The 17,452-nt window shown below is 68.9% G+C and carries 20 protein-coding genes and 1 pseudogene; 11 read left to right on the plus strand and 10 right to left on the minus strand.

The genetic code is table 11. The features are described 5' to 3' along the window. Together HGG74_RS07660 and HGG74_RS07665 are read right to left on the minus strand one after the other, a co-directional pair. Positions 1-810, minus strand: a complete 810-nt coding sequence (locus tag HGG74_RS07660) for an N-acyl homoserine lactonase family protein (protein ID WP_168485760.1) — start codon at positions 808-810, stop codon at positions 1-3. Between the two features lie 41 nt (positions 811-851). Then, positions 852-2,177: an MFS transporter gene (locus HGG74_RS07665; RefSeq protein WP_168485761.1), complete on the minus strand. Its 1,326-nt coding sequence runs from the start codon at positions 2,175-2,177 to the stop codon at positions 852-854. Between the two features lie 270 nt (positions 2,178-2,447). On the opposite strand from HGG74_RS07665, the gene HGG74_RS07670 reads away from it, so the two are divergent. Continuing rightward, the gene (locus tag HGG74_RS07670; RefSeq protein WP_168485762.1) at positions 2,448-3,125 is read left to right on the plus strand and encodes a GntR family transcriptional regulator; all 678 of its coding nucleotides are present in this window, start codon (positions 2,448-2,450) and stop codon (positions 3,123-3,125) included. A 159-nt stretch (positions 3,126-3,284) separates the two neighbouring features. Here the strand turns inward: HGG74_RS07670 and HGG74_RS22305 are convergent. Continuing rightward, positions 3,285-3,356, minus strand: a pseudogene (locus HGG74_RS22305) (hypothetical protein); the annotation flags it as partial. A 102-nt stretch (positions 3,357-3,458) separates the two neighbouring features. Here HGG74_RS22305 and HGG74_RS07675 point away from each other — a divergent pair. Then, positions 3,459-4,031 (plus strand): GNAT family N-acetyltransferase, encoded by a 573-nt coding sequence (locus HGG74_RS07675; protein WP_168485763.1) that lies wholly within the window; start codon positions 3,459-3,461, stop codon positions 4,029-4,031. Between the two features lie 466 nt (positions 4,032-4,497). On the opposite strand, the gene HGG74_RS07680 is transcribed toward HGG74_RS07675, so the two are convergent. Continuing rightward, positions 4,498-5,160 (minus strand): maleylpyruvate isomerase family mycothiol-dependent enzyme, encoded by a 663-nt coding sequence (locus tag HGG74_RS07680; RefSeq protein WP_246262733.1) that lies wholly within the window; start codon positions 5,158-5,160, stop codon positions 4,498-4,500. A gap of 54 nt (positions 5,161-5,214) precedes the next feature. Here HGG74_RS07680 and HGG74_RS07685 point away from each other — a divergent pair, with 54 nt between their 5' ends. The 4 genes from HGG74_RS07685 (at position 5,215) to HGG74_RS07700 (ending at position 7,051) form a co-directional block, all read left to right on the plus strand. Continuing rightward, entirely contained in the window at positions 5,215-5,643 is a 429-nt protein-coding gene (locus HGG74_RS07685) for a MarR family winged helix-turn-helix transcriptional regulator (RefSeq protein ID WP_168485764.1), read from the plus strand. A 91-nt stretch (positions 5,644-5,734) separates the two neighbouring features. After that, positions 5,735-6,082, plus strand: coding sequence for a YqfO family protein (locus HGG74_RS07690; protein ID WP_376766124.1), 348 nt, complete (start codon positions 5,735-5,737; stop codon positions 6,080-6,082). A 227-nt stretch (positions 6,083-6,309) separates the two neighbouring features. After that, positions 6,310-6,759, plus strand: coding sequence for a hypothetical protein (locus tag HGG74_RS07695; protein ID WP_168485765.1), 450 nt, complete (start codon positions 6,310-6,312; stop codon positions 6,757-6,759). A gap of 55 nt (positions 6,760-6,814) precedes the next feature. Further along, complete coding sequence (locus tag HGG74_RS07700) at positions 6,815-7,051, plus strand: hypothetical protein (RefSeq protein WP_246262734.1); 237 nt, start codon at positions 6,815-6,817, stop codon at positions 7,049-7,051. A 130-nt stretch (positions 7,052-7,181) separates the two neighbouring features. Here HGG74_RS07700 and HGG74_RS07705 read toward each other — a convergent pair whose 3' ends face one another. The 4 genes from HGG74_RS07705 to HGG74_RS07720 are packed head-to-tail and all read right to left on the minus strand — an operon-like array spanning position 7,182 to position 12,032. Further along, a complete protein-coding gene (locus tag HGG74_RS07705) occupies positions 7,182-8,618 on the minus strand; it encodes an ABC transporter ATP-binding protein (RefSeq protein WP_168485767.1) in 1,437 nt (478 codons plus the stop codon). Beyond that, entirely contained in the window at positions 8,615-9,487 is an 873-nt protein-coding gene (locus tag HGG74_RS07710) for an ABC transporter permease (protein ID WP_205761557.1), read from the minus strand. The genes HGG74_RS07705 and HGG74_RS07710 overlap by 4 nt, the downstream gene beginning before the upstream one ends. Beyond that, complete coding sequence (locus tag HGG74_RS07715; protein WP_205761559.1) at positions 9,484-10,494, minus strand: ABC transporter permease; 1,011 nt, start codon at positions 10,492-10,494, stop codon at positions 9,484-9,486. Before HGG74_RS07715 ends, HGG74_RS07710 begins: the two co-directional genes overlap by 4 nt. After that, positions 10,479-12,032: an ABC transporter substrate-binding protein gene (locus HGG74_RS07720; protein ID WP_168485768.1), complete on the minus strand. Its 1,554-nt coding sequence runs from the start codon at positions 12,030-12,032 to the stop codon at positions 10,479-10,481. Before HGG74_RS07720 ends, HGG74_RS07715 begins: the two co-directional genes overlap by 16 nt. A 176-nt stretch (positions 12,033-12,208) precedes the next feature. Here HGG74_RS07720 and HGG74_RS07725 point away from each other — a divergent pair, with 176 nt between their 5' ends. From HGG74_RS07725 to HGG74_RS07740, 4 genes are read left to right on the plus strand one after another with little or no spacing between them, the layout of a single operon-like run. After that, positions 12,209-13,174, plus strand: coding sequence for a metal ABC transporter substrate-binding protein (locus tag HGG74_RS07725; protein WP_168485769.1), 966 nt, complete (start codon positions 12,209-12,211; stop codon positions 13,172-13,174). A gap of 5 nt (positions 13,175-13,179) precedes the next feature. Further along, the gene (locus HGG74_RS07730) at positions 13,180-13,959 is read left to right on the plus strand and encodes a metal ABC transporter ATP-binding protein (RefSeq protein ID WP_168485770.1); all 780 of its coding nucleotides are present in this window, start codon (positions 13,180-13,182) and stop codon (positions 13,957-13,959) included. After that, positions 13,959-14,873 (plus strand): metal ABC transporter permease, encoded by a 915-nt coding sequence (locus tag HGG74_RS07735; protein WP_168485771.1) that lies wholly within the window; start codon positions 13,959-13,961, stop codon positions 14,871-14,873. The genes HGG74_RS07730 and HGG74_RS07735 overlap by 1 nt, the downstream gene beginning before the upstream one ends. A 10-nt stretch (positions 14,874-14,883) precedes the next feature. Beyond that, a complete protein-coding gene (locus tag HGG74_RS07740) occupies positions 14,884-15,264 on the plus strand; it encodes a Fur family transcriptional regulator (RefSeq protein ID WP_281356090.1) in 381 nt (126 codons plus the stop codon). Between the two features lie 54 nt (positions 15,265-15,318). Here HGG74_RS07740 and ykgO read toward each other — a convergent pair whose 3' ends face one another. Continuing rightward, entirely contained in the window at positions 15,319-15,441 is a 123-nt protein-coding gene (gene ykgO, locus HGG74_RS21500; RefSeq protein WP_021810741.1) for a type B 50S ribosomal protein L36, read from the minus strand. A 53-nt stretch (positions 15,442-15,494) separates the two neighbouring features. Continuing rightward, a complete protein-coding gene (locus HGG74_RS07750) occupies positions 15,495-16,604 on the minus strand; it encodes a GTP-binding protein (RefSeq protein ID WP_168485773.1) in 1,110 nt (369 codons plus the stop codon). Positions 16,605-16,682: 78 nt separating this feature from the next. On the opposite strand from HGG74_RS07750, the gene HGG74_RS21505 reads away from it, so the two are divergent. Further along, positions 16,683-17,309, plus strand: a complete 627-nt coding sequence (locus HGG74_RS21505; protein ID WP_312856781.1) for a metalloregulator ArsR/SmtB family transcription factor — start codon at positions 16,683-16,685, stop codon at positions 17,307-17,309. The last annotated feature ends 143 nt before the right edge of the window (positions 17,310-17,452 follow it).

The raw sequence follows: 17,452 nt of genomic DNA on the forward strand, positions 1-17,452 counted from the left end.
TTAGTCGTCTGCCAGGGAGCCGATGGTCGCAACCAGGCCCGCCAGCTCGCCGTCGTCCTGCCGCTTGAAGCGGTTCAGGGTATCCGGATCATGGCCCGGCACCAGGTGGCTTGCGCCATCGCTGAGCAGGCGGCGGATCAGGTCGAATCCCTGGTACATGCCCGGCAGGTCGCTGACGAAAAGGAACGGGAGGTCCTTCTCGTACTCTTCGTAGTAGTGGACGGCGTCCGAAGCCAGGATGGCCTTTCCTTCGTCCGTATCGACCACGACGATCAGCTGGCCCGGGGTATGGCCGCCGACCTCGATCAGTTCAATGCCCGGGGCCAGGGACATCCTGCCGGTGAAGGTGTGGATGTGCCCCTGGCCGTGGACCTCTTTCAGGTACTCGATCTCCGGAACCTCGGTGGAGTGGGCGAACTGTTTCCGCTCGGCCATCCTGCTGGTCCAGAAGTCGAATTCGGCCTGGCTGATGAAGACGTTGGAATCGGGAAAGAGGTCCAGGTTGCCAATGTGGTCATAGTGCGCGTGCGTGACGACCACGTCCGGATTGTCCTCGGCGCGGACCCCCAGGGTCGCGAATGCCTTGGCCGGCTCGATCAGGAAGGTGCGGTTGCGCACCTGCCCGCCCTGCTGCGAGAACCCGGTGTCGACCACCACCGTCCGCTCGGGATTGCGGATGACCCAGAAGAAATAGTCCATGTCGACCGGGTCATCCGGGTAGTCGTAGATGTGGTAGTTCAGGTACACGTCCGACTTGGTGGTGGACCGGGTGCCGAACTTGACGATACTGACCTGGTACTTATCGCTCATTGTTCTCCTCGCTGGCGCGGGCCGCTCCGGGCGTCTCCCGGCTACTTCCCGGAAGGGACAGGCTCGGAATTCTTGGCGTGCCAGTCCATGCTGTCGCTGTAGATGTTCTGCTTGCTGGACTCCGGCAGCCACTTGGCGAGCACGATCAGCGCCAGGGCGGCAACGAACACCTGGTAGAACGCCGGGGCAACCGCGCTGCCGGTCGACGCCGCCAGGAACGCACCCGCGTACGGTCCCGGGCCGGCAATGAAGGCCAGGGCGATGTTGAACCCGATGGCGCTGCTGGTGGCGCGGGTGCTGGCCGGGAAGAGCTCCACCAGCATCACCACGGTGGTCACGCTGACCAGGCACTGGGCCATGCCCAGCAGGATCAGCCCGAGGATGATCAGGGCGGGGTTTCCGGTGGCCATGATCATGAACACCGGGATGGGCAGGACGACGTAGCCGATGGTGCCGATGATGTTCAGCTTGCGGCGGCCGAACCGGTCCGAGAGCAGGCCGGCAACCGGGCACAGGCACATGTAGATGAACAGTCCGATGCCGCTGAGCAGCAGGGCATTGGCGCGGTCGAGCTCGAGGGTGACCTGCAGGTAGTTCACCACGTACGTGGCCAGGTAGTAGTAGCCCAGGCCCTGCACGGCAGCGAAGGCGATGCTGAGCAGAATCGGCTTGAGGTTCTTCTTGGCGCCGTGCTTCAGCGGGGCGGCATCGACGTGGTGCGTGGCCTGGAGCTGGTTGAAGACGGGGGTGTCGTCGAGCTTCATCCGGACGTAGAGCCCGATGGCGGCCAGCGGCAGGGCGGCCAGGAACGGGATGCGCCAGCCGTAATCCAAGATCTGCTGCTCGGTCATGATGGTGCTCAGCCACAGGGCGAAGCCGCTGCCGGCCATGCTGGCCAGCGCAGCAGTTGCCGAGATGACGCTGCCGAAGAGCGCGCGGCGGCGCTTGGGAGCCCCTTCAATGAGGAAGGCTGCCGAGCCGGTCCACTCACCGCCGGCAGACAGGCCCTGGACGCAGCGCATCAGGACCAGCAGCAGCGGGGCGGCAATGCCGATCGTCTCATAGGTGGGCAGGATGCCGATGATGGTGGTGGCCAGGCCCATGGCGAGCACCGAAATGGACAGCGCGGCCCGGCGGCCGTACCTGTCACCGATCGGGCCGAGGATGAGCCCGCCCAGGGGGCGCATGAAGAAGCCGACGGCGAACACTGCCAGCGCGGACAGGATGCCGACCGCCGGCGAATCGCCGGCGAAGAACAGTTGGCCGATGATCACGGCAAAGAAGCCGTAGACGGCAAAGTCATACCACTCCATGAAATTGCCGACGCCGACGGCAAATGTTGCCTGGCCCAATTTCTGGTGGTGCATGTCCGTTTCCTGACGAGACAAAGGACTACCTCCCGGTATACGCCCTGCGGCGTAAGACTGTATTACGGTAACAATGACCCTAGGTGCCAGTGTGATGTACGTCAACAAGATGTTGTCTATGAGTGCCATGAATAAAGCTGATGTGCGGGCCGTGGCAGGAGTAAGGGCCACTTCGGGCGTAATACGCTAATATCTTTGTTGGGCCGTCAGCGGCAGGCTCTGCACTGCGGCCACAAGCTGTAACATCGCGCTGGCAACAGAGGAGGCACCATGGATGCGACGCCGGTGAAGAGGATGGCTGCGCCGCTGCGCCAGGAAGTGACGGAAGCGCTCCGCCGTGCCATCGTAACCTCTGAGTTCAGTCCCGGGGAGCGGCTTGTTGAATCGACGCTCTGCGACAAGTTCGACGTCAGCAGGACCGTCATCAGGGAAGCGCTGAGGCAGCTGGAAACGGAAGGGCTGATCAGCATCGTCCCCAACCGGGGTCCGGAAGTGGCCACCCTGTCGATGAAGCAGGCCGAAGACCTCTATGAAGCCCGCCAGGCTCTGGAGTCGAAGGCGGGCGCCCTCTTTGCCGAACGAGCCACGGATGCGCAATGTACTGAGCTGCTTTCCGCGCTCAACGAGGTGAAGGCAGCGGTTGCCGACGGTGATCCGAACAGGAACCTTGCAGTCAAAGACCGCTTCTATGAAGTCCTCCTCGCAGGGTCCGGCAATGCCGAAATCCAGCGCATGCTGAAAATCGTGAACGCCCGCATCCAGATGCTGAGAATGTACTCCCTGGCCTCGCCCGACCGCGGCGCGCACACCGTCGCCGAACTGACGCGCATTACGGCTGCGGCGGCAGTTAACAGGGATCCTGACGAGGCAGCCCGGGCGTGTAATGACCACGTACGCAACGCGGCCGCGGCAGGCTTGGCGGAACTGCGCCGCATATTGGAAGGCTGACCGCCACTCGTTCCGGAGGTAGGACGGCATTAATTCTGCCGGGGATCGGTCAGTCCCGGCTGTGCAGATATTCGCGCAGTCCGGGCATGGCGAAGTCGACCTGCCGTACCCGGCCGGCTCGATGAGCCCGGCGTCGATGAGCCGGCTGCGGTAGTTGCTGGCCGCGCTGGGTCTGGAGCCCATGCGCTTGCCGATCCCACCGGAGGTGGATGGTCCGTCGCTGGCGGACATCGCCCTGAGGAATACCAGGTCCCGGGGCGAGGCCGTCGACAGGGCGGCCTCGATGACCACCTGGGCATTGCGGGGACCGGCCGTTGGTGCCAGTGTGGGCTCATGGCGCTCGAGGTACGTGCAGCTACCGAATTCGACGACGTGAAGACGATGCTGGGGCCGAAGCACCCCGATGCAAACGTGTGCTGGTGCCTTAGCTACCGCCTTTCGTCTAAGGAGAACGTCGAGTTGCGGGGGCCGGACCGCGGGGAGCGTGTGCGGCAATTGTGCCGGGAGGACCCGCCGCCGGGGGTGCTCGCCTACGACGGTGGCGAGGTGGTCGGCTGGGCAGCCGTGCACCCGCGCGCCGACACGAGCTTCGCGCGCAACCGCAAGATTCCGAAGGTGGACGACGCCGACGTTTGGTCGGTGTGGTGCATCCGGGTGCGCCCGGGGCACCGCGGCAAGGGCATCTCGCACCATCTGCTGGCAGGCGCCGTCAAATTCGCGCGTCGGTATGGGGCTCCCGCCATCGAGGGATACCCGGTCGACAACCATGGCCGGAAGGTCGATCCCACCATGGCGTACGTGGGCACCCGGAGACTCTTCGAACGGGCTGGATTTACCAAAGCGGCCGACACCGACTCAGTGGTGAACGGGTTCCCCCGCGTCCTGATGCGGCTCGACCTGCACTGACGGCCGGCCCCAACAGCAGGAGGACGACGGCGGCACGTGCGTGCCGCCGATCAGCGCGCCCGGAGTGTGGGTCGCCTGCGAACGAGCCGTGGGCATCATCGTCATCCCGGTCCTGGGATTGGCCGATGAATCCCGCAGGCCGCTGGGCTTACCGCCTCCTGAGGATGTTGCGGATTCTCCCGCCGATGCCTCCGTACCCAAGCCTGCCGGTCCCGCTCCCGCCGGCAGTGTTCAGCCCGCCGGTTCCCGTCCGGCCTCCGGTGGTGCCGGTGGTCCTGCCCGTGAATCGTTCAGCGGCATTCCTGAGGATGTTGCTAAGGCCCATGGTGATCTCCTTCAGTCGTCGATTCACCTGGTCATGTACGCCAGGCCACTTCAGACTCTACGCGCGTGACCGGGACGCGGCTACGGCGGGAAACCGTTTCTCCCGGCGAAGGGAATCGGACGCTCCTGTTCCTGTGCCGCGCTACGCCCGCGCCTGCAGGTCCGCGACGCCGGTCCCGGAGAGGCGGGGGAGGGCGGCGGCGGTGCGCCCGGTCATCAGCAGCAGGAGGGTGGCAAGGGTGCCGTGCACTTCGCGGCCGGTGCCGACTGCGACGTCCGCGTCCGTGGCCACCAGCCGCAGCCCGGCCAAGCGCCTGCGTGCGCGGAAGGGCCAGCCCATGTCCCACACCCGGTGGAAGGCCGCCTCGGCGGCGGCCGGCGGCATCGGCCGATCGATTCCCAGCGGTACGGCGATGTCCTGCCCGTGCACCAGGATGTCCATGTGCAAGTTCGCCACGTTGGTCAGCGGCGGAATGCCGCGGCTGGCCGCGTCCCGGCGCAACTGACCGACGATTTCGCCGGTGGGCCGCCGGGCGTAGTCGATGGCCAGGTCCCGCCCGTAGGCCCAGAGGTCGCCGCGGGCGCGCAGGACTCCTACGAGCACACTGCCGATGCCCGGGGTATGCGGGGCCATGGCCACGTGGGCCGCGACGTCGCGCACCCGCCACGCGCTGCACAGCGACTGCGCCTCCCACTGTTCCGGGCTCAGCCGTGCGAGCAGGTCGGCCAGGCTGAGCCGCTCGGATTCGATGACCGCCCACAGTGCCTCGTCGTCCACCGCTCCCGCCTCCTCTATAGTAGTCAAATGCATTGACTATTTTCCGCCGGTCCAGCCTGCGGGGCAAGGGGGTATTCGCCGATGGCCGATCCGAACCTGGGTGTGTTGCTGTTCATCCCGTACCGGCACATGGAGCAGCGCATCATTGCCGCCCTGAACCGGGCCGGCTACCCGGTGACCGCCGCGCAGGCGCACATCTTCCAGCGCATCAACGACGAAGGCTCCCGCCTGGTGGAGCTGGCCGAGGCCGCCTCCACCACCAAGCAGAACGCCGGGTTCCTGGTGGACCAGCTCGAGAAGCAGGGCTACGTGGAGCGGGTGCCGGACCCGCGGGACGCCCGGGCCCGGCTGGTCCGGATCACCGCGCGCGGCCGGGAGGCGGTCGCCGTCGCCGCCGGCGTCGAGGCCGCAATCGAGCGCGAGTGGCGCGAGCACCTGGGCGCGGACGAGACGGAACAGCTGCGCGCGGCGCTGCTGCGGCTGCGGCAGATCACTGACCCGTACGCGTAGCCGGCGGCCTGTTCCATATGGAGCGGGCATCGTCCGCCTTTGGCCCCGCCGTCACCGATGCTTCATGATGCTCCATGGCAGACTGTCTGCCATGGAGCCCATGGACTGCCTGGTCATCTACGTCCCCACCGAAGCAGCACCCGCTGTCCGCCAGGCCATCGGCGACGCCGGGGCGGGCCGGCTGGGCAATTACTCGCACTGCTCCTTCAGCCTCGAAGGCACCGGCCGCTTCACCCCGCTGCCCGGCGCGGCGCCCGCCATCGGCGCCGTCGGCACTCCCGAGGAAGTGGCGGAAACCCGGATCGAGGCGGTTTATCCGCGCTCGCGGCGCGACGCCGTCGTCGAGGCCGCACTGTCCGCGCACCCGTACGAGACGCCGGCGTTCATGACCTTCCCGGTCGACGCCAGCCGGCCGGGCACAGCAGGCTCCGTGGAGTAGCGCGGCCAGCTGGAAGTCCGGATCTATGTGACTCTGCCACTCCGGAACTTTGTGGGAGTTGCGGTCGCGTGATGAATGCTTCCTGGCGGGCTGGCGGCGTGCGGGCCTTCGGGGGAGCGCTGGTTGTGGCCAACACCGCGGGGAGGAAAAGCGGGACAAGACCTTGCGCGGCCGTCGTAGTTCAGCCGGTACGCAAAGCGGGGAGGCAGGGCGGCGTACCCTGAGGTATGGCGACTAATTACGTCCGGGGTGCTTCCATCACCTGTGCCGCATCCCGTGCCGAAATCCAGGACATGCTCACCAAATACGGGGCCACCGAGTTCCGCTCCGGAGGGGACGGCGGCAGGGCGGCCATCGCCTTCACCGCCGGTAACCGCCGGTACCGTCTGGTCCTGGCCCTCCCCGGTTCGGCGGGTGGTCCGCAGCAGCACGGGGGGACGGGCCCGGGCGCAAAGTCCAATGAGGACACTTCCCGCCGGTCCTGGCACAAGTTGTCGCTGCTGATCCGGGCCAAGCTGGAGGCCGTGGACTCGGGCATTGTCACCTTCGATGAGGAGTTCCTGGCCTACATGGTCCTACCCGGCGGGCGCACCGTTTTCCAGGACGTGGCGCCTGCCATTTCCGCTGCGTACGCCACCGGCGTCCGGACGGCACTTCTTGGCGGGACCGGCAGGTAGCCAGGCTCAAGGCCCACATTTCCGCAACGTCAACCAACCAGGCAGGGGCATGGGCATGAACGAGTCCGAGGCGTCACTGATCATCAAGGCCGGAGCAGAGCTGCTCTTGGCGGCATCCGCCGATCCCCGGTCGAATGAAGGCTACGTTGCGGTGAAAGCCAATATCGCGATGGCCCTGGACAACATAGCGCAGGCGCTTCACAACTTTGAGGCCGCCGTTGCCACAGCTGACCGCTCAACCGGCTGGGTCCAGGACCTGAACCGCGTGGCGGATGACTTAAGGGAGAGATAAAAAAGCATCCTGCGAGCTGCCCGCAGCCTGGCAAATCCCGGCGGCCCCGGAAACCCGGGACCGCCGCCTGTCCCGGCCCGGAGCACGTACGGGCATGCCTTCAATCCGCCCGGGACGTTCCCGACGCGGTTCAGGCCGGTGTCTTCGCCAGCCGGGAGGTGCTGGTGTCCTGTCCGAGCTGAAGCCGCCGGCCGGCGACCGCGTGGGCGAGGGACTCGTCGTGGGTGACCAGCACCAGGGCGCAGTCCTGGCGGTCCACCTGCTCCATCAGGGCGCAGATGGTTTCCTCCTGGGTGATGAGGTCCAGGCGCGAGGTGGGCTCATCGGCGAAGAGCAGGGCGGGCTCGAGCAGCATGGCGCGTATGACGGCGAGGCGCTGCAGTTCCCCTCCGGAGACCTGCCCGGGCAGCCGGCCGAGGAGTTCGGGCTGGAGGCGGAGGGCTGGGAGCAGCTCGTCGAGTCGGGCCGGGTCGAGCCGGTGGCGGCGCAGGAGGTCCCGGAAGCCGTCGCCGAGCGTTGCCCGGGGCGGGAAGGCAAGTGCCGGGTCCTGGTAGAGCTTTTGCAGCCGCCCTACGCCCAGCTCCGCGGCGTGGCTGACCTGGCCAACGTCCGGCGCGGTGAGGCGGAGCAGGATATTGCCCAGCGTCGTCTTCCCGCAGCCGCTGGGTCCGCTGATCGCGAGCCGCTCCCCGGCGCGGACGGCGACGGAGAGGTCGGAGAAGAGGGTGCGGCCGCCGAACGACTTGGCCAAGCCCCTTCCCGAGACGAGGCGGGGCGCCTCCGCAGCCGGTGCCGTCCTGTCCATCCACGGGTAGGTCCAGTGGGACGGCTCGGCGGCAATGAGCCGCTGGGTGTAGGAGTGGGACGGTTCGGCGAGGACCTGTCCGGCCGGGCCGTGTTCGACGACAGTGGCGTCTCTCATGACCAGGACCTCGCCGCCGAGCTGGCGCGCGAGCTCGAGGTCGTGCGTGATGGTCAGGAGGATCCCTCCGACCTCCACGTGCCGGCCCAGAAGGGCAGCCAGCTCGTCCCGCGCCCCCACATCGAGGCCCTTGGACGGTTCGTCGGCGATGAGCACCGAGGCCTGGCCGATGGTGGCTGCCGCGAATGCGGCCCGCTGCGCCATCCCGCCGGAGAGGGTGTGGGGGTACGCCTGGGCGGAGGCGCCGAGCCCGAGCGCCTTCAGCAGGGTGCCCGCGGCGGAGCGCGCCTCCCGGCGGCGGGCGGGGAAGCCGGGGAACCCTTCGGCCACCTGGCCTCCGACCCTCATGGTGGGATCGAGGGCGAGGACCGGCTCCTGCGGCAGCAGGGCCAGGGTCCTGCCCCACAGGCGGCGGCGGTTCGCCATGTCCGCGATGTCGAGGACCTGCCCGTCGATCAGCAGGCTTCCCCGGGCCGTGAGCTCCGGCGGCAAGGTGCCCATGATCGTGTGGGCGAGCAGGGACTTCCCCGAGCCGCTCTCGCCGACGATCGTGACGGGGCGCCGGGGTTGCAGTTCCAGCTCCGGGACGTCGACGAGGGTCCGGCCCCGGTGGGTGACGGTAAGGTCCTTCACGTGCAGGTTCACGGGGTCTCCTTGCTGCGCAGGCCCAGGAGCCCGGCGAGGGTGGCTGCGAGGACCAGGACGGGAGCCAGGGACATCCAAGGTGCCTCGGAGTAGAAGGGGAAGGCCTCGGTGATCATCAGGCCCAGCTCCGGGGTGGGCGGCTTGAGCCCCACCCCGACGAAGCCGAGAGTGGACAGGGCCAGGACCGACGATCCGATGCCGAAGGCGGCCATGGTCGCGAGCAGGGGCCGCAGCTCGGGCCAGAGGTGGCGCCGGACGATGTGGACGGTGCCGAGCCCGAGCAGGCCTGCGGCCTCGACTGCGGGCCCGGCGAGCACCAGGGCACTGCGGGCATGCACGAGGCGGAAGTACTCCACCCACTGGGCCAGCGCCAGTCCGAGGTAGAGCGTCCACAGGGCCCCGTCGGCCAGGGCCGAGAAAATCAGGACGATCAGGAGCGCCGGGATGGCGATGAGCGCCTCCGAGAGGCCGCGCAGCGCCACGTCGAGCCAGCCGCCGCGCCAGGCAGCGGCGATGCCCGCGACGGCTCCCGCCGTCAGCGCGGTGGCCACGCACAGGAGGGCCAGCAGCAGCGACAGTTGCGTGGCGTGGGCCAGCCGCGCGATGACACTGCGGCCGAGGTGGTCCCGGCCAAGCGGCTCGGCCAGGCTCGGGGTCTCGAGGAAGCGGGAGAGGTCCTGGACCGCGTGATCCGGCCAGACCAGGGGCCCGGCCAGAGCGAAGGCAGCGAGCAGGGCCAGGAGCGCCAGTGCCAGGCGCTGGCCGAGGCTCCGGGTGCTGTGCCAGGTGCGCCAGCGCCGGCCGGGTGCTGGGCTGGGGTGCGCAGTCGCCGGCCCCGTGGCGGTCGGGATTGCAGACAGCGAGGTCACTGGAAGGCCTTCCGGTTGCGGGGTCGGGGGTCGGCGGCGAGGCCGGCCAGATCGGCAGCGGTGTTGATGGCCACCACGAGGAGTGCCAGGGCCAGGGCGGAGGCCTGGATCATGGGCAGGTCCCGCCAGAAGACCGCGTGGACGAGCGCGTGCCCGAGCCCGGGCCAGCCGAAGAGGCTTTCGATGACGACGACCCCCTCGATGAGGATCAGCGCCTGCACGCCCAGGTACGCGATGAGCGTGACGCCGGCGTTCCTGAGGACGTGGCGGAGGTACACCAGCCGTGCTGACAGCCCTTTGGTGCGGGCGAAGCCGACGTAGTCGGAGGCCAGGATGCCGGCGATGGTGTCGCGGGAGACGCGGGCGAACAGGGCCGCGAGGCCGATCGCCAGAGTCAGCGCTGGCAGGATGATGCTGCCGCCATCGCCGTGCCCGGCGGCGGGCAGGACCCCGAGATGGACGGAGAAGACCAGGATCAAGGCCAGGCCCAGCAGGAACGGGGGGAAGGCCCTGGCTAGGGTGACGCCCGCGTCGGTGGCCCTGTCCACCAGCCCGCCGGGGTGGCGGGCGGCGAAGGCGCCGGCAGCGGTGCCGAAGGCGCAAGCCAGCAGCAGTGCGGCTGCGGCCAGCTGGAGGCTGGCAGCGAGGGAGAGCCCGAGCTCGTCGCCGACGTCGGCGTTCGTCACCAGGGACTTCCCCAGGTCCAGGCGGGCGACGTCGGCCCACCAGCCGAACAGCTGCTGCCAGGCCGGCTGGTCCAGGCCCAGATCGGCGCGGACGGCTGCCGCGGAGGAGGCCGTCACCGCGTCATAGCCGTACCGGCCGGCCGCGATGCGGAACGCGATGTCCCCGGGCAGGCTTTGCACGATGGCGAAGCATGCAGTGGAGACGAGCAGGACGACGCCCACGGCCTGCAGCGCGCGGCGGCGCAGCACGGCCGCCAGCGGAGCCAGACGAGCCTTCACCGGGGGAGCTGCGTCGAGTTGGGCGCTCACTTCTGTGCCCACGAGAGTTCCGAGATACGCCAGGAGCGCTCCAGCGGGTCCAGCTCGAGGCCCTCGACCCGGTCGTTGACGATGGCGCTCTGCCGGTACCAGGCCACGGGGATGACGGGCAGTTCCGTGTGCAGGATGCGGGCGGCGGTCTCGCGCCCGTCCTCGGCGGCCTGCCCGTCCGCGCCCCGGGCCAGGTCATTCAGGGCAGCGGTGAGTTCGGGGTTGTTCCAGCCCATGGCACCCCAGTCGGATCCCTCCGGAGCGAAGTCGCCGGCCAGGGTCACGAGCGGGTCCGGGACCAGGGCGAAGTTGCGCGTGAAGAGGGCGAGCTCGAGGGTGCCGTCCTGGTGTGCGGCCGGGATCTCACTGGAGTTGCCGATCCTGACGTCCACCACAATGCCCACCTCCCGCAGCGCCGCCTGCACGGCGGTGGCAAGCACGGGGAGCTCGGGCCGGTCCGGGAAGGTGCGGAGACTGACCTCGAAGCGCCGGCCGTCCCTGACCAGCACCCCGTCCGCACCCGGGGTCCATCCGGCTTCCGCCAGCAGGGCCTTGGCTGCTTCGGCGTCATGCGCCAGCGGATCGAGCGACTCCTGGTGCCAGTCCTGGAGCGAGGGCGGGAACAGCTGGGTGGCGGCCATCTCGGGATCGCGCAGGAGCGCCTCGGCCATCGACTTCCGGTCCAGGGCCGTGCTCAGCGCCTGGCGGACGTGGAGGTCGCCGAGGATCTCGTGCCCGGCGTTGGCCTTCAGCAGGATTGAGCGGGGGAGCGTGACGGCCTCGATCTCCACGCCCTCGTTCTGCTGGAGGCGCTGCAGGCTTACCGGGTCCATGCCGAAGGTCACATCGGCCTGTCCGCTCTCGGCCATCAGCGCCCGGCTTTCCGCACGCCCCACGGCCTGGTAGGTCACTTCCCGGATCACCGGCTTCTCTCCCTGCCATTGCTCGAAGGCGGTCAGTTCGATGCCGGAGGGCTGCTGGAGCCGCTCCACGCGGTACGGGCCGGAGCCGATGACCTCGGTGACAGCCCGGTCCGGTCCATACGAGGCCGGCGCCAGGATCTGGGTGCTCGTGTGCGCGAGCACTGCCGCCAGCGGGGCGAAAGGCTTGGTCAGTTCGACCGTGACCGTGCCGCCGTCGGCGGTGACTGCCTTCACCGGAACATCCGCCAGCGGGCTCTCCTTGCTCCGGGCGGTCTCCAGGGCGGCCTTGACCGCTTCGGCCGTCACGGCCGTGCCGTCGTGGAAGAGCGCATCGGGGCGGATTGTGAAGCGCCAGGTGAGCCGGTCCTCCGACGTCTCCCACCCGGTGGCCAGCCCCGGCTGCAGGGCGCCGTCCGTGCTGGCTTCGACCAGGGTTTCGGCGACCTGGAGCCGGGTGAAGAACCCTCCGCTGGTGGCCGGGTCGATGCTGTGCACCTCGAACGGCCCGACGACCTTCAACGGGCCGTCCGCGGCCTGCCCGCCCGTCCCGCCGTCGCCTGCGCATCCGGCCAGCAATCCCGCCACGAGCACGGACGCTCCCGCCGCCCTGAGCCGCTTCCACACCATTTCCAGTCCTTTCGGTAAATGAACCTGCGCCACACTAATGAAAATAAGTCTCATTAGCAATCTGGGTGCCGACAGCGGCGGTGCAGCATCCTGCAGGGCGGCCCTGTCCGGACGTGCCGGCGGCGGCCTGCCGACCCAAATTGACAACGGTTCTCACTTTATTGAGAATCGTTGTCATGACCATTCCCCTTCGCCTTGCCTCTGTCCTGCCCTTGCTTGGTGCCCTCGCGCTCTCCGGCTGTGCCTCCGGAGGCGCCGCGCAACCCTCCGGTTCCGCGGCGGAAGGGACCGGGGACGGGCTGAAGGTGATGGCCTCGTTTTATCCGCTGCAGTATGTGGCCGAGCGGGTGGGTGGGCCCCTGGTGGAGGTCGAGTCGCTGACCCCGCCGGGTGCCGAGCCCCATGACCTTGAGCTTTCGCCGGCCGCCGTTGCGGAGCTGGAACAGGCTGCGGCCGTGGTGTACCTGTCCGGCTTCCAGCCCGCCGTCGACGACGCCGTGGCCCAGGCCTCCCCGGAGCATGTCGTGGACGTGTCCGCGGAAGCCGACCTGGAGGCCGGCCACTCGGAGGAGGAGCATGCCGGGGAAAGCGCCGAGGAGCATGCAGAGCATGAGGGCGGGCAGGGCGGTAAGGACCTGCACTTCTGGCTGGACCCGGAGCGACTGGCCCATGCCGGCCAAGCGGTTGCCCGGGAATTTGGCGAGGCGGATCCGGCGAACGCGGCCGTTTACGAGGAGAACGCCGCCGCGCTGGCCAGGGAGCTGACGGCCCTGGATGCGGAATTCGCCAAGGGCCTGGCCACCTGCGAGCTCCGCACCGTCGTCGTCTCCCACGAGGCCTACGGCTACCTGACGGAAAAGTACGGCCTGGAGCAGGTGGGCATTGCCGGGCTGGAACCTGATACCGAGCCGTCGCCGGCGCGTCTGGCCGAAATCGGCAAGGTGGTCCGGGACGAGGGCGTCACGACGGTGTTTACCGAGACCCTGGTCAATCCCAAGGTCGCCGAAACCCTGGCCTCCGACCTGGACATCCGCACCGCCGTCCTGGACCCGCTGGAAGGCCTGGCCGACGACAGCTCGGACTACCAGCAGGTCATGCGGGCGAACCTGGAAGCACTGCGCAGCGCCCTGCGCTGCGGGTGATCCCAATGGCGCAGCCGGCCATCCGCACGCAGGGCCTCAGGGTTGACCTGGGGGCCGGACCCATTCTGCACGGCATTGACCTGACCGTCCCCGGCGGGGAGGCGGTGGCGCTGCTGGGCGCGAACGGCTCCGGCAAGTCAACCCTGGTCAAGGCCCTGATGGGCATTGTGCCCATCGCCTCGGGCCGGGCGGAAATCTACGGCGCCGACGTCGCGGCCTCCCGGCGCCTGGTGCCCTGGTCCAGGGTGGGCTATGTGCCCCAGCGGGTGGGCTCCACCGCGGGCGTGCCCGCCACGGCACTGGAGGTCGTGGCCTCGGGGCTGCTGGCGAACCGGCGGCTGCGCCCCGGCCGCGCGGCCCGGCAAAGATCGCTGGCGGCGCTCGAGCAGGTCGGGCTGCTGGAGCGCGCCCGGGAGAGCGTCCAGGTGTTTTCCGGGGGCCAGCAGCAGCGCGTGCTGATCGCCCGCGCCCTGGTCCGCCGGCCGGACCTGCTCATTCTGGACGAGCCGCTGGCCGGCATTGACAAGGCCTCCAAGGAAGCGCTGGCCGGCATCCTGGCCACGCTGCGCGCCCAGGGAACAACCCTGCTGGTGGTCCTGCACGAGCTCGGTGAACTGGCCGGTCTCATCGAGCGCGCCGTCGTGCTCCGCCACGGAAGCGTCCTGCATGACGGGCCGCCGCCGCCGGCGGCACCCGGACACGACCACCCCGGACACGACCACCTGCATGCCCATGAGGACAGGCCCCCCGGGCATACCGTCCCTGACCTGAGTTCGGAGTGGTAATGGGCTTTTTCGATACCCTGGCGGCGATGCTCGCCAGCCCGCTCATGCAGCGTGCCCTGATGATCGCCGTGCTGGTCGGTGTGTCCGCGCCCGTCATGGGCACCTACCTCGTGCAGCGGCGCCTGGCCCTGCTCGGGGACGGGATCGGGCACGTGGCCCTGACCGGGGTGGCCATGGGCTGGCTTGCCGGCGCCGCCGCCGGCCTGACCCCGCACGACGTGCTGGCCGTGCCCGGCGCCGTCGTCGCCGCCATCGCCGGGGCGGTACTGATCGAGATCGTGCGCGAGCAGGGCAAGACCAGCGGCGATGTGGCCCTGGCGCTGCTGTTCTACGGCGGGATCGCCGGCGGCGTGCTGCTGATCGGCGCGGCCGGGGGCACCTCGGCCAACCTCACCGGCTACCTCTTCGGCTCCATCTCCACCGTCACCGTGCTGGACGTGTGGCTGAGCGCGGGCCTGGCCGCGGTGATCCTGGGGATCGGGCTGGGCCTGAGGCCCGCGCTGTTTGCCCTGTGCCACGACGAGGAGTTCGCCCGGGCCGCCGGCCTGCCCGTGCGGGCGCTGAACATCCTGGTCGCCGTGCTGGCGGCGCTGACGGTGTCCGTGTCCATGCGCGTGGTCGGCGTCCTGCTCGTCTCGGCGCTGATGATCGTCCCGGTGGCCATTGCCCAGCTGACCGCGCGCTCGTTCGGCGCCACGATGGGCACCGCGATGGTCATCGGTGCGGTGGTCTGCGTGACCGGGCTGTCCGTGACCTACTTCCACCCGCTGTCCCCGGGGGCGACGATCGTCGTGCTGGCGGTCGGCCTCTACGCAGTGCTTGCGGTCCTCCGGCCGCTGCTGTCCCGGCCGAAGCCCGGCGGCGACCCGCATCCGGATACCGAGGACGATGTCCGCGTGGGGGAGGCGGCCTGAGGTGCTGCGGATGACCCGCCAGCGGTCCGCGCTGACCGCGCTGCTGGAGCAGACCCCGGATTTCCGCAGTGCGCAGCAGCTCCACGAGATGCTGCGCGGCCAGGGCGAAGCGATCTCCCTGGCCACCGTGTACCGCGCCCTGCAGGCCATGGCCGAGGAGGGGGAGGTGGACGTGCTGCGCGGGTCCGACAGCGAGCTGCGCTACCGCCGGTGCCGGCGCGGGGAACACCACCACCACCTGGTGTGCCGCAGCTGCGGACACACGGTGGAAGTCACCGAGACCGTGGTGGAACGCTGGGCCGCCCGGACCGCCCGGGAACACGGGTTCGCCGCAGTCTCCCACGCCGTCGAACTCTCCGGGCTGTGCGCATCCTGCCTGGACAAGACCTAGGACCCCGGACGCGGATCATCCCGGCCGCCCGGGCTGGCCGGCTGCCCGAAGGGTTCAGCCCTGGCGGGCCTTCATCCGCGGGTTCTTCTTGTTGATGACGAAGGTGCGGCCGCGGCGTCGGACAATCTGGGCTCCCGGTATTTTCTTCAGGGCCTTCAGGGAGTTGCGTACTTTCACAGGTATTCCTTCTTCCTCGCAGTTGGCTTTCCGGTGCATTCCCGAACCAAGCATCAGTGGGTGCTGCTTGGTTCGAACGGGCCGCTCATGGCCTCGGGGTCGGTTGCCATTTCCGCATCGGTCACTTCGCATCCGGCCAGCAGCGCCGCCGTGCCGGCGCCGTCGACATCCTCGCCGGTGATGGCCACTACGGTGCCGCGGTCCCCGAAGACCGGGTGCCAGTCCAGCGCGGCATCAACACTGTGGGGATTTCCGGCAGCCGGACCGCTGTCCCGGTCGGCCAGCCACGGTCCGGTGTTTTCCAGCCAGACCCGCGGCCCTACTCCGGAGACGGCAATCCGGCAGCGCGGGGCCGAGGCGATCCAGAGCCGCCCGCGCACCCAGCAGCAGCCTTCCGCCAGCTTGGGCAGGGCGTGCCGGAAACGCTCCGGGTGCAGCGGGCGCTCAAGGCGGTGGACGACGGTGGTGAAGGCCGAGTCCGACTCTGCCGCGGGGATGCGCACCGAGCCCGGCACTGCCCGTGCCGCGGCCTCGGCAGGATCATGCCCCGCCGGCCGGTAGCCGTCGGTTCCGCAGACGGCGGCGTGCGGGGCCAGTTCCCGGACCAGCTGCCCGCCGCGGGCCTGCCGGTCCTGGTCGACCGGAACCAGTTCGGGGTCGGCCAGCAGGACGGTGTCCGCGAAGGCGAACTCCCCGATGAGGAATTCGCCCGGGGTGCGGTTATCTTCGGGTTTGGCCGTAAACCCCGATTCGAAAAGGGTGTGCCGGTCCCAGATCTGATCCTCCACGGACCCCGGGTCGCAGGCGAGCACCACGGACTCAACGGACAAGGTACTGCCGATACCCTTCCGCAAGGCGTTCACGGCAGCGGAGGAGGGCACGGCAGGGGGCAGGCCGACAATGACATTCCCGGCGCCGTCCGCGAGCAGTGCCCGCACCGTCGGGACGACATCCAGGCGGACGGTGCATGCCAGGCAGCCGTGTTCGAGCGGCGTTTCCGTGCGCTCGGCCAAGGATCCGTCCCGGTAGATGCGGCGGATCACCACCCCGTTTCCCTGAAGATCATGAAGGACCACCACCGCACCGCTGCGGTCCGCCGCGACGGCCCGGCAGACCTGGCCCCGCGTCAGGGAATCGATGGAACTGACAACAGTAAGGCGCATGCCCCGAGTCTATATGAGAATGAGTCTCAGTATCCAATGAGGCTTGAACAATACCTAGACGGGTGCTTATGTGTTGATGTGGCTGATGAGCGGGACCTGCTGGAGGCGGCCGAACTGTTCAAGGCGCTTTCCGCGGCGTCGCGCCTGCGCATTCTGCGCGCCCTCTCGGCAGGACCCTCCACAGTCACTGCACTTGCCGGGGCAGCAGGCCTGTCCCAACCGCTGGTTTCCCAGCATCTGAAACTGCTGCGGGGAAACAACCTGGTCAGCGTCACCCGCCTGGGCAAGGAGGCACTCTATGCCCTAGCCGACGGCCACGTGTCGCACATGGTCGCTGACGCCCTCGCCCACATCCAGGAAACACGCCGCGGCAACCACATGGTTGGAGCATCAGGAAGAGCCATCATGACCGAGGAAAACAAAGCCGAACACACACTCGCAGAACACCGCCACGGCGCTGCGGACTGCACCCATGAGTCCGTCCAGCACGGGGACCATGTGGATTACCTGCATGATGGACACCGCCACGCAGAGCACGAGGACCACTACGACGAACACGATGACCCAGCGGAGCACACCCCCGGGGAGCACCGCCACGGCGGTGCGGACTGCACGCACGAGTCCGTTCAGCACGGGGACCATGTGGACTACGTGCATGCCGGGCACCGCCACGCAGAGCACGGGGACCACTACGACGAACACTGACAGACCGGGCACGGGCAGGGGCTTGCCGGTCCTTGCCCGTACCCCACACCCATCCCATCCAGGAGGGGGGACCGGCGTCGTTGGTTACTCTGTCCCATGTGCCGCAGCTTTCCTGCCGGCGGTGCCTAAGGCAGTCCGCGGGG

The organism is Arthrobacter mobilis (assembly GCF_012395835.1).
GTDB lineage: Bacteria > Actinomycetota > Actinomycetes > Actinomycetales > Micrococcaceae > Crystallibacter > Crystallibacter mobilis.

What these genes read in the sequence shown, in the direction of transcription:
- HGG74_RS07740 (WP_281356090.1), top strand. Translation starts at nt 14,884, where the DNA reads ATGACCCGCCAGCGGTCCGCGCTGACCGCGCTGCTGGAGCAGACCCCG.
- HGG74_RS07725 (WP_168485769.1), top strand. Translation starts at nt 12,209, where the DNA reads ATGACCATTCCCCTTCGCCTTGCCTCTGTCCTGCCCTTGCTTGGTGCC.
- HGG74_RS07730 (WP_168485770.1), top strand. Translation starts at nt 13,180, where the DNA reads ATGGCGCAGCCGGCCATCCGCACGCAGGGCCTCAGGGTTGACCTGGGG.
- HGG74_RS07735 (WP_168485771.1), top strand. Translation starts at nt 13,959, where the DNA reads ATGGGCTTTTTCGATACCCTGGCGGCGATGCTCGCCAGCCCGCTCATG.
- HGG74_RS07750 (WP_168485773.1), bottom strand. Translation starts at nt 16,604, where the DNA reads ATGCGCCTTACTGTTGTCAGTTCCATCGATTCCCTGACGCGGGGCCAG.
- HGG74_RS07660 (WP_168485760.1), bottom strand. Translation starts at nt 810, where the DNA reads ATGAGCGATAAGTACCAGGTCAGTATCGTCAAGTTCGGCACCCGGTCC.
- HGG74_RS07665 (WP_168485761.1), bottom strand. Translation starts at nt 2,177, where the DNA reads ATGCACCACCAGAAATTGGGCCAGGCAACATTTGCCGTCGGCGTCGGC.
- HGG74_RS07720 (WP_168485768.1), bottom strand. Translation starts at nt 12,032, where the DNA reads ATGGTGTGGAAGCGGCTCAGGGCGGCGGGAGCGTCCGTGCTCGTGGCG.
- HGG74_RS07700 (WP_246262734.1), top strand. Translation starts at nt 6,815, where the DNA reads ATGAACGAGTCCGAGGCGTCACTGATCATCAAGGCCGGAGCAGAGCTG.
- HGG74_RS07695 (WP_168485765.1), top strand. Translation starts at nt 6,310, where the DNA reads ATGGCGACTAATTACGTCCGGGGTGCTTCCATCACCTGTGCCGCATCC.
- HGG74_RS07670 (WP_168485762.1), top strand. Translation starts at nt 2,448, where the DNA reads ATGGATGCGACGCCGGTGAAGAGGATGGCTGCGCCGCTGCGCCAGGAA.
- HGG74_RS07685 (WP_168485764.1), top strand. Translation starts at nt 5,215, where the DNA reads ATGGCCGATCCGAACCTGGGTGTGTTGCTGTTCATCCCGTACCGGCAC.
- HGG74_RS07690 (WP_376766124.1), top strand. Translation starts at nt 5,735, where the DNA reads ATGGAGCCCATGGACTGCCTGGTCATCTACGTCCCCACCGAAGCAGCA.
- HGG74_RS07675 (WP_168485763.1), top strand. Translation starts at nt 3,459, where the DNA reads ATGGCGCTCGAGGTACGTGCAGCTACCGAATTCGACGACGTGAAGACG.